Raw genomic sequence first — 15,277 nt, forward strand, 5'->3', positions numbered from 1 at the left:
GATGTCCTTTCCTCTGCTGACAGCGACGGCGGCGCTCCCGGCCATCGGGGCGATCGCCACGGCCGCCGTGCCGGCCGCGAGGCGCACGGCCGCCAAGTGGCTGGCCCTGCTGTTCTCGCTCGCCACGCTCGCCCTGGCGATCACCGTCCTGGTCCGCTTCGACCCGGACGGCGACCGCTACCAGCTCACCGAGTCCCACGCCTGGATCGCGGACTTCGGCGTCCGCTACGAACTGGGTGTGGACGGCATCGCGGTGGCGCTGATCGCGCTGACCGCCCTGCTGATCCCCTTCATCGTCCTCGCGGGCTGGCACGACGCCGACCCGCTGGAGACGGGGAGCAGGAGGTGGCGGCCGACGCAGGGCTTCTTCGCCCTGATCCTGGCCGTCGAGGCGATGGTGATCCTCTCCTTCGAGGCCACCGACGTCTTCCTCTTCTACATCTTCTTCGAAGCCATGCTGATCCCGCTGTACTTCCTCATCGGCGGCTTCGGGGACCGTGCCCACGAGCACGGCGAGGAGAAGGCGGCGACCCAGCGGTCGTACGCGGCGGTGAAGTTCCTGCTCTACAACCTGGCCGGCGGTCTGATCATGCTGGCCGCGGTCATCGGGCTCTATGTGGTCGCGGGGAACTTCTCGCTCACCGAGATCGCCGAGGCACGGGCCAGCGGTGAGCTGAACATGGCGACCAGCACCGAGCGCTGGCTGTTCCTCGGCTTCTTCTTCGCCTTCGCGGTGAAGGCGCCGCTGTGGCCGCTGCACACCTGGCTGCCCAACGCCATGCAGGAGTCCACCGCGCCGGTGGCCGTGCTGATCACGGCGGTCGTCGACAAGGTGGGCACCTTCGCCATGCTCCGCTTCTGCCTCGGGCTGTTCCCGGAGGCCAGCAAGTGGGCGACACCGGCGATCCTCGTGCTGGCGGTCATCAGCATCATCTACGGAGCGCTGCTCGCGGTCGGCCAGCGCGACATCAAGCGGCTGATCGCGTACGCCTCGATCTCGCACTTCGGCTTCATCATCATGGGCATCTTCGCCATGACCAGCCAGGGCCAGTCCGGAGCGACGCTCTACATGGTCAACCACGGCATCTCGACCGCCGTGCTGATGCTGATCGCCGGATTCCTGATCTCGCGGCGCGGTTCGCGGCTCATCGCCGACTTCGGCGGCGTCCAGAAGGTCGCCCCGGTGCTCGCCGGCACGTTCCTGATCGGCGGCCTCGCGACCCTCTCACTGCCGGGGCTCGCGCCCTTCGTCAGCGAGTTCCTGGTCCTGGTCGGCACGTTCACCCGCTACCCGGTGATCGGGATCATCGCCACCTTCGGCATCGTCCTCGCCGCGCTCTACACCCTCGTCCTCTACCAGCGGACGATGACGGGCCCGGTGAAGCCCGAGGTGGCCGCGATGCCCGACCTGAGGGTGCGGGAGATCGCGGTGGTGGCGCCGCTGGTCGTGCTGCTGGTGTTCCTGGGCGTCTATCCGAAACCCGTCACTGACGTCGTGAACCCGGCGGTGAAGCACACCATGTCCGACGTGGAGAAGAAGGACCCCCAGCCCGAGGTGGAGGCGGCCAAGTGAGCACAGCAGTAGCCGTCCACAGCCTGTGGACAACGGCGGCGGCCGACCCGATCTCGAAGATCGACGCGCCGAAGATCGAGTACGGACAGCTCGCCCCCACCCTGATCGTCGTCGGCGCGGCGGTCGTCGGGATCATGGTGGAGGCGTTCGTCCCGCGAAAGTTCCGCTACTACGCACAGATGTTCGTCTCCGTGGTGGCGTTCACCGCCGCGTTCGCCGCGGTCGTGGCCCTCGCCGCGAACGGCTACGCCACGACCAAGGCGGGCATCGCGGCGATGGGCGCCATCGCCGTCGACGGACCGGCCCTGTTCCTGCAGGGCACGATCCTGCTGACGGCCCTGGTCGGCCTGTTCACCTTCGCCGAGCGGCGACTCGACCCGGAGGCGCACGGCAACCGCGTCGACTCCTTCGCCGCGCAGGCCGCGTCCGTACCGGGCAGCGACAGCGAGAAGAGGGCCGTCACGGCCGGGTTCACCACCACCGAGGTGTTCCCGCTGCTGCTCTTCGCGGTCGCCGGCATGCTGGTCTTCCCGGCGGCCAACGACCTGCTGACGCTGTTCGTGGCGCTGGAGGTCCTCTCCCTCCCGCTCTACCTGCTGTGCGCGCTGGCCCGCCGCAAGCGGCTGATGTCGCAGGAGGCGGCGGTCAAGTACTTCCTGCTCGGCGCCTTCGCCTCCGCGTTCCTGCTGTTCGGCATCGCCCTGCTGTACGGCTACGCGGGCTCGATGTCGTACGCGGCGATCGCGCAGGTCGTCGACGGCACCGTCCCGGAGGTCACCCCGGCGCTCGCCGACACCATGGGCAACGACGCGCTGCTGCTCATCGGCGCCGCGCTGCTGGTCATGGGCCTGCTGTTCAAGGTCGGCGCGGTGCCCTTCCACATGTGGACGCCCGACGTGTACCAGGGCGCCCCGACGCCGGTGACGGGCTTCATGGCGGCGGCGACCAAGGTGGCCGCGTTCGGCGCGCTGCTGCGGATCCTGTACGTCGTGCTGCCGGGCCTGCGCTGGGACTGGCGGCCGGTGATGTGGGCCGTGGCGATCGTCACCATGGTGATCGGCGCGATCGTCGCGATCACGCAGACCGACATCAAGCGGCTGCTGGCGTACTCGGCGATCTCGCACGCGGGCTTCATCCTCGCCGGTGTCATCGCCGCCACCCCGTCGGGCATCTCGTCCGTGCTGTTCTACCTGGCGGCGTACTCGTTCGTGACCGTCGGCGCGTTCGCGGTGGTCACGCTGGTCAGGGACGCGGGCGGTGAGGCGACGCACCTGTCGAAGTGGGCGGGGCTCGGCCGCCGCTCCCCGCTGGTCGCGGCGGTGTTCGCCGTCTTCCTGCTGGCCTTCGCGGGCATTCCGCTGACCTCCGGCTTCGCCGGGAAGTTCGCCGTGTTCAAGGCGGCGGCGGAGGGCGGTGCGGTCCCGCTGGTCGTGGTCGGTGTGATCGCGTCGGCCATCGCGGCGTTCTTCTACATCCGCGTCATCGTCCTGATGTTCTTCAGCGAGCCGCGCCCCGAGGGCCCGACCGTCGCGGTGCCGTCACCGCTGACGATGACGGCGATCGGGGTCGGTGTGGCGGTCACGGTGGTGCTCGGTGTGGCGCCGCAGTACTTCCTGGAGCTGGCCGGGGACGCGGGCGTGTTCGTCCGCTGACACCGCGCCCGGAGAGCGCCGAGCGGCCCGGTACCCCGTGGGCGGGGTGCCGGGCCGCTCCGCCGTTCCGGGCGGGCCTGTGGACAACTCCGGGCCTGTCGGTGCGGGCGCCTATCGTGGACGCAGTGGTCGAGGGACGACGCACGGGGGACGGGACGATGCAGGGGACGGGCGGTATCGCCGAGATGACAGTGACGGATGGTGAGGCGCTGGCCGCGCTTCACCGGGTGTTCGGGTACGAGGCGTTCCGGGGTGAGCAGGAAGCGGTCGTCGAGCATGTGATCGCGGGCGGCGACGCCGTCGTGCTCATGCCGACCGGTGGCGGCAAATCACTGTGCTACCAGATCCCGGCCCTGGTCAGACCGGGCACGGGAGTCGTCGTCTCCCCGCTGATCGCCCTGATGCAGGACCAGGTGGACGCGCTGCGGGCGCTGGGCGTGCGCGCGGGGTTCATGAACTCCACGCAGGACTTCGACGAGCGGCGGGTGGTCGAGGCGGAGTTCCTCGCCGGCGAGCTGGACCTGCTGTACCTCGCGCCGGAGCGGCTGCGGCTGGACAGCACCCTGGATCTGCTCTCACGCGGCAAGATCTCCGTCTTCGCCGTCGATGAGGCGCACTGCGTGTCCCAGTGGGGGCACGACTTCCGCCCGGACTACCTCGCGCTGTCCCTGCTGGGTGAGCGGTGGCCGGACGTGCCCCGCATCGCGCTCACGGCCACGGCCACGGACGCCACGCACCGGGAGATCACCGACCGGCTGAGGATGCCGGCGGCCCGGCACTTCGTGGCCAGCTTCGACCGGCCCAACATCCAGTACCGGATCGTGCCCAAGGCCGACCCCAGGAAGCAGCTGCTGAGCTTCCTGCGCGAGGAGCACGCCGGGGACGCGGGCATCGTCTACTGCCTCTCGCGCAACTCGGTGGAGAAGACGGCCGAGTTCCTCTCGCGCAACGGCGTCGAGGCGGTGCCGTACCACGCGGGCCTCGACGCGGGGACGCGCGCCGCGCATCAGTCGCGCTTCCTGCGGGAGGAAGGGCTGGTCGTGGTCGCGACCATCGCCTTCGGCATGGGCATCGACAAGCCGGACGTGCGGTTCGTCGCCCACCTCGACCTGCCCAAGTCGGTCGAGGGCTACTACCAGGAGACCGGACGCGCGGGGCGGGACGGACTGCCGTCCACGGCCTGGATGGCCTACGGGCTCAACGACGTCATCCAGCAGCGGAAGCTGATCCAGTCGGGGGAGGGCGACGAGGCGTTCCGACGGCGGGCCAACCAGCATCTGGACGCCATGCTGGCGCTGTGCGAGACGGTCCGGTGCCGGCGCGGACAGCTCCTCGCCTACTTCGGCCAGGAGGCCGGCGCGGAGGGCTGCGGCAACTGCGACACCTGTCTCACACCGCCGGAGACGTGGGACGGGACCGTCGCGGCGCAGAAGGTGCTGTCGACGGTGGTGCGGCTGCAGCGGGAGCGCGGGCAGAAGTTCGGCGCGGTGCAGATCGTGGACATCCTGCTGGGCCGGCGAACCGCCAAGGTCATCCAGTTCGACCACGACCAGCTGTCGGTGTTCGGCATCGGCGAGGAGCTGAGCGAGGCCGAGTGGCGCGGCGTCGTGCGGCAGTTGCTCGCCCAGGGGCTGCTCGCCGTCGAGGGGGAGTACGGCACGCTCGTGCTGACCGAGGCCAGCGGGGCGGTGCTGCGGCGGGAGCGGGAGGTGCCGCTGCGCAAGGAGCCGAAGAAGCCGGCGGCGGTGCGTGGCACGGGCGGCGGCCGGGGCGAGCGCAAGGCCAAGGCGGCGGTGGCCGAGCTGCCCGAGGAGCTTCAGCCCGCGTTCGAGGCGTTGCGGGCGTGGCGGGCGGAGCAGGCCCGGGAGCAGGGTGTCCCGGCCTACGTCATCTTCCACGACGCCACGCTGCGGGAGATCGCCACGGTGTGGCCCACGTCGGTGGACGAGCTGGGCGGGATCAGCGGGGTGGGGGAGAAGAAGCTGGTGACGTACGGGGAGGGGGTGGTGGGGGTGCTGGCCGGGTTGGCCCCGCCCGGGGACGCCGGTGCCGGAGGCGACGTCGACGTCGAGCCCGAGCCCGACTGGACATAGGCGCCGCTTGCTGGGGCTGGGCGGGGGTGGGTGCGCAGCCCGGCGTTTGCGGGGTGCTGGTGCGCCCACCCGTGCCGCCCTGGGGGCACCTCCCAGGCCCTTAAGGCTCTGGGGAGGCACGACTGCCCGCACTTGCGGCTACGGGAGTGCCGTCAGGCCCGGGGCGAAGGTGATCAGCAGAGGTACCAGCGGGACCAGGGCCGCCGCGGCCGTCGTCAGGGCGCGGTGGCGGCGGCCGAGACGGGGCGGGGGCTCCAGGAGGCGGTCGACGCGTTCACCGAGCAGACGGTGGCTGGAGGAGCAGGACAGCACCCCACGGTGCTGGTTGAGCTCGATCAGCGCCAGCGCCGTGGTCAGATGACCGCAGCGGCGGGACGCCGTGTCGTCGGCGGACAGCTCGACCAGGCGGTGGGTCTGGTCGCAGAAGTGGGCGAACAGCGGGATCCGCGGGAAACCGGTGGCCAGGGCCGTGGAGAGGTGCAGCAGCCAGTCGTGGCGGGCGCGGGCGTGACCGCGCTCATGGGTGAGGACGGCGTCGAGCTGGTGGTCGGTGAGGCGCTGCAGCGCCCCGGTGGTGACGATCAGCTGAGGCGGGCTGCCCGGCATCCACCAGGCGTCGGGATACTCGTCCTCCAGCACCAGCAGGGGGCCGCGGGCGGCGGGGAGACCGGCGGGCAGATCGGGGGCGCGTTCCCGCAGCTGCGCGCGGGCCCGGGTGCGGCGCCGGCGGGCCTCGACCAGTTCCCGTCCGAGCATGGCCGTCGTCCAGGCCGCCCCGCAGGCCAGCAGCACGGTGACGACGGTCGTCCAGGGCGAGGCCGCGGACAGGTCGTACGCCGCGGTCACCGCGGGCGGCGCCGGAGCGAAGAGCTGGGCGCGGACGGTGCCGAAGACGGCCGCGGCGCCCAGCGCGAGGGCCGTCAGACAGCACAGCAGGACGGTGGCGACCAGACACTGCCACACCCACAGGGCGACGACCGGTTCCCTTTCCGGCCACTTCGCCCTGGTCAGTGATCGGGGGACGGGCACGGCGGCCGTCACGGCGACAACGCTCAGCAGGAGCAGGCAGACGGTCATGCCACGGGCTCCGGATCCTGTCGGAAGGGGCGGCTCGGGGGCGTGCGGGTCGTGCGGGGGGCGTGCGTGAGGCCGAGAGGGCGCGGCGCGGAAACGCGCACACCGCCCGACGCCAATTATGACGGCGAAGGGCGGTGTGAGTCAGGGGTCGTGAGAGATCGGACAGGGCAGGACGGGTCAGGGCGCGGGAACCACCCGTCCCGTGACCTCGCCGAGCCCCACGCGGACGCCGTCCGGGCCCGGCGCCCAGGCCGACAGCGTGACCACGTCGCCGTCCTCCAGGAACGTCCGCTTGCCGTCGGGAAGTTCCAGGGGATCGCGGCCGTTCCAGGTCAGTTCCAGCAGCGAGCCGCGTTCCCGCTCGGAGGGGCCGCTCACCGTGCCGGAGCCGTAGAGGTCGCCGGTGCGCAGGGAGGCGCCGTTGACGGTCATGTGGGCGAGCTGCTGGGCGGCCGTCCAGTACATGGTGGAGAAAGGGGGTTCGGAGACGACATGGCCGTTGACCGCGACGGTGATCCGCAGGTCGTAGCCGCCGGGTTCCTCGTCCGCGTCGTCCAGGTAGGGCAGCAGCTCGTGCGTGCGCTCCGGCGGTGCGACGCGGGCCTCATCCAGGGCGTCCAGCGGGGTGATCCAGGCGGACACCGAGGTGGTGAAGGACTTGCCGAGGAACGGACCGAGGGGGACGTACTCCCAGGCCTGGACGTCCCGGGCGGACCAGTCGTTGAGCAGGCACAGGCCGAAGACGTGGTCGCGGTAGTCGCCGAGGGGCACCGGCCGGCCCAGCTCGGACGGCACACCGACCACGAACCCGACCTCCGCCTCGATGTCGAGCCGGACGGACGGCCCGAACACCGGCGCCGCGTCGGCGGGTGCCTTGCGCTGGCCGGAGGGGCGTACGACGTCGGTGCCGGACACCACGACCGTGCCGGAGCGGCCGTGGTAGCCGATCGGCAGATGCTTCCAGTTGGGGGTCAGCGAGTCCGGTGCGTCGGGGCGGAACATCCGGCCGACGTTCCGGGCGTGGTTCTCCGAGGCGTAGAAGTCGACGTAGTCCGCGACCTCGAAGGGGAGGTGCAGGGTCACCTCGGACAGCGGGTGGAACAGCGGCTCGACGGTCTCCCGGTGCGCGGGGACGGTCACCCAGGCCGTGAGCGCCCGCCGCACGTCCGACCAGGTTGTACGGCCCGCCGCCAGCAGCGGGTTGAGGGTCGGGCGGGCGAGCAGGGACGCGTAGGGGGAGCCCAGGGCGTGCGCCGCCGCGCCGGCGTCGAGGACATGGTCGCCGAGCCGGACGCCGACGGTCCGCTCCGACGAGCCGGCGGGCGAGAACACGCCGTACGGCAGGTTGTGCGGGCCGAAGGGATCGCCCTCGGGGACATCGAAGGGGGGCATCGGGTGCTGCCTCGCTTTCGTGTGCGCAGGTGCTCCACGTGTCCGTGGCCAGGCCACACGTTACGGGTGACATGGCGTTCTTGTGCAGAGCCGGAGTGGTGGTGCGGCGGCGGACGGCGCCGTGGGCGGGGTGCACGCGGCGCAAACGCCCCAAGTGCCGCTTCCGCTTGCCTACCGGAAGTTATCCACAGGACGGTTGTGCAATCTTGACGGAGCGGTGCGAACGGGGCGACTCTGGGCGGGTGCCGGAAGGCCTCGGGGAGGGGGCGTTCCGATGGCACACAGGGGGGCGGATGGCCATTGGGGAGGCCGGCCCGCGCTCGGCGCGCTCGTGGTCGCGGCCGAAGAGGCTGGAAGAGACCATGCGTGCCCGGCTCGGCCGGGAATGTGTGTACGTGCCGTCATGCAGGCTGGGGCTGTACGTGGCGCTGCGCCACTGGTGCCCGCCGGGCGGCAGGGTGCTGATGTCGCCGGTCAACGACGACGTCATCTTCTTCGTGGTGCTGGCGGCGGGACTGCGGCCGGTGCAGGCGCCGTTGAACGCGCTCGACGCGTCCCTCGACATCGCCGCCGTGCCCGAGGAGACATGGGGCTCGCTCTCCGCCGTACTGACCACGAACCTGTACGGCAATCCGGATCCGGCGCCGGAACTGCGGGCCCGCTGCGACGCGTTGGGCATCCCGCTGTTCGAGGACGCGGCGCACGCGATCGGCAGCGAGGTCGGCGGGCGGCCGGTCGGGGCGTGGGGCGAGGCCTCCGTCTTCAGCCTGTCCAAACACGTCGGCGCCCAGGCCGGCGGGATCCTCTCGCCGGCCGACCCGGGCCTGGGCGACATGGTGCGCAGAACCCGCGACGAGCTGCTCACCCCGCGCCGGACGGCTTCCGAACTGGCCTACGCGGTACGGCCGTATGCCGAGGCCGCCGTGCGGGGGCTGGGACTGCGGCGGGCCGCCTGGGCGGCGCTGGGGCTGCTGGGGCGGGCCGAGCGCGACGGGATCAGGATGCCGTTGCGTCCGGACGCGCTGGCCCGGGCCGCCCGCGAGGCCCCGGACCTGACCGCGTACGACCCCTGGGTCCGCGTCGACATGCACACCTACCGCAGGGAGTCCGGCCCGCTGCGGCTGCGGCGGATCGGGCGCGGGCTCGGACGGCTGGACGACGTGCTGGCGGCGTACCGGGAGGGCACCGAGCTGTTGCTGGCGACGCGATGGGCCCGCCCGCGCGCGGGAAGCGGGACACAGCCGCTGTTCCGGGTGCCGCTGCTGGTCGCCGACCGGGACGCGGCGATCGCGGCGCTGGCACGGAGCGGGATCGTCGTGGGCTACCTCTACGACCCGCCCCTCGACGACTACGCGGGGGACGCCTTCACCGACCCCTCGCCCGCGCCCGGCGCCGCCCGCTGGTTCGCGCGGCACGCGCTGCCGGTGGATCCGCTGCGGGCCCGCGAGGCCGTCGACGTGCTGGAGCGGTCCGGTGCGCGGCCGGCCGAACCGCCGGAGGACCTGGCCGGACCGGAGGAGAGGGCCGGCAGGCTGGGGCCGTCCCGTGACTGACATCCGGGTGCGCGAGCCGGCCGCGCAGCGCGCCGGCGGGCGGCCTCCGCCCGCCGGAAACCGGTCCGGCTCGGACTCCCTGTTCAAGAACGCCTACTTCCTGATGCTCAGCACGGGCGTGTCGGCGGTGCTCGGACTGGGGTTCTGGCTCGTCGCCGCCCGCTACTACTCCGAGGACGCCGTCGGCCAGGGCTCCGCCGCGATCGCCGCGATGCGGCTGCTCGCCAGCATCACCGCCACCACCATGATCGGCGCCGTGGTCCGCTTCGTACCGCGCGCGGGCCGCGAGACCGGACGCCTGGTGTGGGGGGTGTACGGGGCCAGTTCCGTGGTCGTCGCGCTCGCCGCGGGCGTGTTCCTGCTGACGCTCGACCAGTGGGGTGCCTCCTACGAGCCCCTCGGCACACCGCTCGCGGGGGCGCTGTTCGTGGCGGCCTGCGTGGCGTGGGCGCTGCTCACGCTCCAGGACGGCGTGCTCACCGGGCTGCGCAAGGCCGAGTGGGTGCCGGCCGGGAACGCGGTGTTCTCCGTCGGCAAGCTGGTCCTGCTCGCCGTCTTCGCGAGCGCGCTGCCCGTGCTGGGCATCTTCGTGTCCTGGGCCGTGGCCATCGCGTTCTCCACCCTGCCGCTCGGCTGGCTGATCTTCCGCCGGCTCATCCCGCGCCAGGCCGCGGCCGACCGGGACGTGGAGCCGCCCGGGCTGCGCAGCATGGGCCGCTTCCTGGCCGGTGACTCGCTCGGCGCGCTGTTCAGCCTGGCGATGATCAATCTGCTGCCCGTGATGGTCGCGGTCCGCTTCAGCGCCGCGGAGAACGGCTACTTCTACGTGGCGTACACCGTCGGCGGCACGATGGAGTTCATGGCCATCAACATGGCCTCGTCGCTCACCGCCCACGCCTCCCACGACCCGCGTCGGCTCGCCGACGGGGTGCGCGGGGCGCTGCGCCGGATGACGCTGCTGCTGGTGCCGGTGGTCCTGGTGCTGGTCGTCCTCGCGCCGCAGATCCTCACGCCGTTCAGCGCGGACTACGCCGAGCACGGCTCGACCGTGCTGCGGCTGCTGGCCCTCGGCGCGCTGCCCCGGGTGGTCGTGGAGCTGTACATCGGCGTGCTGCGGGTGCAGGGTCGCACCGGTGTGCTCGCCGCGCTCCAAGGGGCGATGTGCGTGCTGGTGCTGGGCAGCGCGACCGTGCTGTTCACCCCCGCGGGGATCGCGGGGGCCGGGTGGGCGGTGCTGGTCGGCATGACGCTGATCGCGGCCGTCTCGGTGCTCGGACTGCGTTCGGCGCTGCGCGAGCGGCCCGGTGGGCCCGTGGAGCGGCCCTCCGCCGCGCCCGAGTACGGCACGCGCTGGGCCCGGCTGAACGCCACCGCCGGGTACGGCACGAGCTGGGCCCGCCGGGCGGCGTACGAGTCCAAGGGGCCGGGGGAGCAGGACGAGGACACCGTGACGCTGTTCATCGGCGGCCCCGGCTACGAACGGGAAGCGCTCCACGCGGACACGGTGGCGTTCATCGTGCGACCGCAGGCCGTGGAGGAACGGACGGCGGCCCCGGGCCCCGAGGGCGACCCGGAGGTGCGGCCGCGCGAGCCCCGGGACGAGTCCTCGCCGGAGGACGGGAAGCCGGACGGGGTGGACAACGCCGTCCCCGCGCCTGCGCCCCCGCCGGAGCGTTGGACACCGGCGGAGGCGAGCCGCACGCCGTGGACCGACGTGGCCCTCCCCGGCGTCCCGGCTCCACTCCCGCCGCCGGAGGAGCCCGGCGACGACTCCGGCCGCCGGACCGGCGTCATCCTCTGGGCGCTGCTCGGCCTGGCGACCGTCGCCTTCTGGATCCCCCTGCGCGGGCTCCCCTGGGGCGACGGGGCCGGCCGGGACGAGCCGACAGGACGCGAACTGCTCACCGGACTGCCCCTGTTCGCGTCGGCCGCGGCAGGAGCGCTGATCGTCGTCTTCGTCGCCTCGGTGACGTTGAGCCGCAGACCCGTCCCCTGGCTCCCCGGCACCGCCCTGGCGTCCGCCGTGACCGCCCTGCACGCCGCGCCCGTCGCCGTCGGGTGGCGGCCCGATCCCGTGACGGGGGACCTGTACGCCGACGCGGCCCGCTCCCTCGCGCAGGCGGTGGGGCTCGACGGCCCCGGCCCGCTGCTGCGGTGGGCGCCCCTGGCGGTCCAGCTGCTGTGCCTCGTACCGCTGCGGCTGCTGCTCGTCCGCGCCGGCGGGCGGCTCACCGGGCAGGCCGGCTGGGGAGTTCTCTATCTCGTGGCGGTGGCCGGCTGGGTGTTCCGGCAGGAGCTCGTGCCCGTCGCCGTGCCGTCGCTGATCGCCCTCCTGGCCCTCCTGCTGCTCACCTGGGCGGTACGGGCTGGTGGAAGTACCCGTTCCTCCCCGCCTCCCGGTAACCCTCCAGACCCGGCCCGTCGTTGACGGTCAGATCGCACTCGGGTTCCTGCGAGGTCGGCCGGTTCCAGTGCACCAGCGCCTTCACCTCGGGGAGCTTCTTCACGTCGGCGGGGATGCGGGTGTACCAGTCCCGCTGGCGCCGCGGGTTCTCGGCGTCGGGGGCGGTGGCGAACTCCGCGAGCATCACGGGCTTGTCGTCGGAGATGTTCGCGCGCAGCCAGTCGTAGCTGGGCTGCTGGCTGCGCAGGAAGTCCTTCCAGTGGGTGGTGTCGTGGCAGCCGTAGTAGTTGTACTGGTCCATGGCGATCCAGTCGACGTACTCGTCCCCGGGGTAGAGGGCCTTCATGTCCTTCGCGCTGCCGAGGTAGCCGGAGACGGTCCACACCCATACGACGTTGTCGGCGCCCAGTTCACGGAACCGGTCGTGGAGGTGGCGGTACGCCGCGACGAACTCCTCCGGAGTGCCGGCGCCTTCCTTGATGCGGGCGTCGGTCTCCTGGTCGAACGAGAAGAAGACGCGCTTGCCGTAGGCCTTGAGACGGCGGATCTGGGGGTCGATGATCTCCTCGTCGTACTTCCCCGAGGCGATGTTCTTCCAGCCGAGCTGGGTCTCCGTCCAGTTCGCGTGGTGCGGCTCGGTCCAGACGGTGGACTCCCAGGCCAGCATGAGCAGCCGGTCCCTGCCGAGTTCCTGCTCGTCGGGGGTGAGCAGCGTCCCGTCGAGTTCGCTGCCCGACATGTCGTGGTAGTTGTAGACGAGGTCGAGTCGGCGGCCGATCCTCTTCTCGAAGCCGAGCACGGCGTCCTTGAGCGAGCCGTTCGCCGCGTACGGCACATAGGCCCCCCACCAGGCGCCGCAGGGCGGCACCAGCGTGTCGGTGGGAGCGCAGGGGCCGGTCGGCAGCTCACCGGAGGCCGCGTTGCCGGGCGTGTCCCCGCCCGGCACGTCCGCGTCGTCGGAGCGGCCCGCCCAGAACCCGAGCCCGGTCAGCAGTGCGGCGACCGTCACCAGGACGACCGCCGCGTAGCCGCGCCTCACACGCCCCACCCTCCTCGCCGCGCGCCGCCACCTGCCGCGTGCGTGCGGATCCCGCAGCCGGTGCGAGCCCGTCATGTGCCACCGCCGTTCGCGGGCCGGCGCCTGCCGGGTTCCGCCGCGCCGCGCCGGGCGGCGGGCAGCGGCAGCCCCGGAAGGGCCGCGACGACGGTGGTGAAGACGGCGAGCGCGAGGAGGAAGGAGGTCGCCGAGAAGGCTTCCACCAGGAACAGTGAGGTGGCGGTGAGCACGCCGAGCGACAGGCTGACGGGCGCGGCGAGGGCGAGGGCCTCCAGCCGGGCGCCGGAAGCCAGCCCGCCCGGCTGCGGATACAGCGCCGCGCAGCCCGGACCGAACAGCGTGAAGAGCAGCACCGGGATCCAGCGCAGCGGCGAGGGGCCGGGCACCGTGGTGGCGGCCAGCGCGATCCAGCCGGAGGCGCCGACGAGGACTCTGAGGTGCCGCTCCGCGCCGCGCGGCGAGTCGGCGGTGCTCATGGGCTGACCTGACGGAACTGACTGGCCTGCAACGTCACTTCGATCACCTTGTGGTCGTGGTCGTTCCCCGGGCGGCCGGGCGGTACTCGAGCACCACCCCGTAGTCGTGGCTTTCGACAGTCCGGAAGAGAGGTGAGGCGGAGAGCTTCGTGCGCAGCGTCTCGAAGCCGCCGGCCGGCAGCAGACCCTCGCCCGCGGTGTAGATGTCCTGGGTGCGGGTGAGGACGACGTACGCCCTGGTACCCGGTGGGATGCCGTCGGCGAGATGGCCCGCCGGGTCCTCGAGCATCCGCTCGTTCTCCGGGAGTTCCTGCTCGGCGAAGAACCAGTGCTCGATCCGGTCGTACCGGTGCAGTGCCTGCGGGAAGGAGCCGGTGGTGGCGAGGATCAGCGAGCCGTCGGGGGCGTTGTCGAGCGCCCGGGTGACCAGCGCGGTCTCCTCGGGCGGCGTGTAGTACATCTTCTCCTTGCCGTAGTACGACGGCATGAAGCCGGCGAGCAGCATGAGCAGCACGGCGGGCAGCGCGACCGCCGAGACTCTGCGCCGCAGCGCCCTCGTCCGGTCGTGGCGGGCGCTGGGGACGAGCGCGGCGGCGGCGAAGAACGCCGCTCCGGGCAGGCCGAACAGATAGACCCGGAAGAGCATTTCGCCGCCGTAGTCGTTGACGGCGAAGAGCGGGACGGGGGCGGCGGAGACCAGCAGCAGCGGCAGCGCGCTGCGGACCAGCCGGCGCCGCAGTACGAGGGCGGCTCCGGCGAGGGCGGCGACCGCGAGCACCATCAGCACGTTGGCGGTGCCGGCGAGTTCGGGTCCCGGTCCGGTCAGCTCTCCGGCGTATCCGGCGCGGGAGTTCTGCGTCAGCTCGCCGATCGACTCCCTGAGGGTGGAGAGCGTCTCGACGAACAGCGGACGCCCCATGGTCAGGTCCCAGGTGAGCATCAGCAGCACGGCGACGGCCAGCAGCCCGTAGTTGCGGTAGCGGCGCGTGAGGCTGAGCGCGCACAGGCAGATGCACAGCATCACCGGGGTGAGCTGGTGCGTGGCGTTGATCGCGGCGATCAGCGGGGCGAGGATCATCACGCAGACCGCGCGCTGCCGGTTGCCCGTGGGCGGGGGCACGCCGGCGGCGGCCGGGTCGAGGTGGGCACGGTCGCGCAGCCGCCCGGCCGAGCCGGGGCGCACGAAGTGCCGCAGCACCACCGTGATGACCGTCAGATGCAGCAGGAACGCGAGCCCTTGTGGGGCGAAGTAGTCCTGGCCCACCCAGTTGGCGAGCTGGAAGATCCACACGGCCGTCCACACCAGCCGCCAGTCCTGGCAGAACGTGCGGTAGAGCAGCACGAGCACCGGCATCATCAGCAGGCCGAGGACGATCGGCGCCCAGTTGGCGTACGCGGCGGCGCTCTCCACGCCGAAGGCACGCACCAGACCGGCGTCGAGCGTGAAGAACCCCGGCCACTGGTCGTAGGCGGACATGTTGCCCGACAGGGCGGCGCCCGGCCGCAGTTCACCGTTGGCGAGCAGGGTGTTGACGACGGCGTCGTGCTTGGACGCCCACGGGTAGCGCACGGCGTCGTACAGGATCGCCGGCGGCGCCTTGAGCGCGAACAGCAGCGCGGCGCAGTGCAGGGCGGGCCACCAGGGCGCGGTGCCCGCGCGGCGCAGGGTGAGGACGAAGCCGGCGGTGAGGACCAGCAACGACAGGTAGTAGGCGGCCGGGAGCCGGTCCAGGAGACCGTAGTCGCCCATCTCCCGGAAACCGATGCGCGGCAGCGCGTAGAGCCACAGTACGGCGGCGAGCAGCAGCGTCAGCAGACCGGTGTCGGGCGGACGGCGCGGGATCGGCCAGGAGCCGTGGCCGCCGCCGTCGGGCCGTTCCGCGTCCGGCGGGCCGGTGGCCGGGGCGGGAGCGGGCAGCGCGCTGCTCTCCGCGGTCGGTACGGGTACATGGTGGTGCACGCCGAGACTCCCCTCCCCCGAACGAGTATAGGAATTACCT

Annotated in this window: 10 protein-coding genes; 5 read left to right on the forward strand and 5 right to left on the reverse strand. The window is 72.3% G+C overall.

Going from position 1 to position 15,277, the window contains the following annotated elements:
- The first annotated feature begins 1 nt into the window (after position 1).
- From ACZ44S_RS37005 to recQ, 3 genes are all read left to right on the forward strand, one after another.
- Positions 2 to 1,573, forward strand: a complete 1,572-nt coding sequence (locus ACZ44S_RS37005; RefSeq protein ID WP_466937410.1) for an NADH-quinone oxidoreductase subunit M — start codon at positions 2 to 4, stop codon at positions 1,571 to 1,573.
- Positions 1,570 to 3,225: an NADH-quinone oxidoreductase subunit NuoN gene (gene nuoN, locus ACZ44S_RS37010; RefSeq protein ID WP_466937411.1), complete on the forward strand. Its 1,656-nt coding sequence runs from the start codon at positions 1,570 to 1,572 to the stop codon at positions 3,223 to 3,225. The genes ACZ44S_RS37005 and nuoN overlap by 4 nt, the downstream gene beginning before the upstream one ends.
- Before the next feature lie 158 nt (positions 3,226 to 3,383).
- Positions 3,384 to 5,318, forward strand: a complete 1,935-nt coding sequence (gene recQ, locus ACZ44S_RS37015; protein ID WP_466937477.1) for a DNA helicase RecQ — start codon at positions 3,384 to 3,386, stop codon at positions 5,316 to 5,318.
- Between the two features lie 138 nt (positions 5,319 to 5,456).
- On the opposite strand, the gene ACZ44S_RS37020 is transcribed toward recQ, so the two are convergent.
- Positions 5,457 to 6,395: a M56 family metallopeptidase gene (locus tag ACZ44S_RS37020; protein ID WP_466937414.1), complete on the reverse strand. Its 939-nt coding sequence runs from the start codon at positions 6,393 to 6,395 to the stop codon at positions 5,457 to 5,459.
- A gap of 177 nt (positions 6,396 to 6,572) precedes the next feature.
- Positions 6,573 to 7,787, reverse strand: a complete 1,215-nt coding sequence (fahA, locus tag ACZ44S_RS37025) for a fumarylacetoacetase (protein ID WP_466937417.1) — start codon at positions 7,785 to 7,787, stop codon at positions 6,573 to 6,575.
- A 293-nt stretch (positions 7,788 to 8,080) separates the two neighbouring features.
- On the opposite strand from fahA, the gene ACZ44S_RS37030 reads away from it, so the two are divergent.
- Both ACZ44S_RS37030 and ACZ44S_RS37035 read left to right on the forward strand, forming a co-directional pair.
- Positions 8,081 to 9,340 (forward strand): DegT/DnrJ/EryC1/StrS family aminotransferase, encoded by a 1,260-nt coding sequence (locus ACZ44S_RS37030; protein WP_466937420.1) that lies wholly within the window; start codon positions 8,081 to 8,083, stop codon positions 9,338 to 9,340.
- A complete protein-coding gene (locus tag ACZ44S_RS37035; RefSeq protein ID WP_466937423.1) occupies positions 9,333 to 11,768 on the forward strand; it encodes a lipopolysaccharide biosynthesis protein in 2,436 nt (811 codons plus the stop codon). The genes ACZ44S_RS37030 and ACZ44S_RS37035 overlap by 8 nt, the downstream gene beginning before the upstream one ends.
- Here the strand turns inward: ACZ44S_RS37035 and ACZ44S_RS37040 are convergent.
- The 3 genes from ACZ44S_RS37040 to ACZ44S_RS37050 form a co-directional block, all read right to left on the reverse strand.
- Positions 11,689 to 12,783 carry a glycoside hydrolase family 26 protein gene (locus ACZ44S_RS37040; RefSeq protein ID WP_466937426.1) on the reverse strand — a complete coding sequence of 365 codons (1,095 nt, stop codon included), beginning with the start codon at positions 12,781 to 12,783 and terminating at the stop codon, positions 11,689 to 11,691. The genes ACZ44S_RS37035 and ACZ44S_RS37040 overlap by 80 nt on opposite strands.
- Before the next feature lie 71 nt (positions 12,784 to 12,854).
- Positions 12,855 to 13,277, reverse strand: coding sequence for a hypothetical protein (locus ACZ44S_RS37045; protein WP_466937429.1), 423 nt, complete (start codon positions 13,275 to 13,277; stop codon positions 12,855 to 12,857).
- 43 nt (positions 13,278 to 13,320) lie between these two features.
- A complete protein-coding gene (locus tag ACZ44S_RS37050; RefSeq protein WP_466937432.1) occupies positions 13,321 to 15,237 on the reverse strand; it encodes a hypothetical protein in 1,917 nt (638 codons plus the stop codon).
- Between the last annotated feature and the right edge of the window lie 40 nt (positions 15,238 to 15,277).

This window comes from Streptomyces malachitofuscus (genome assembly GCF_055571035.1).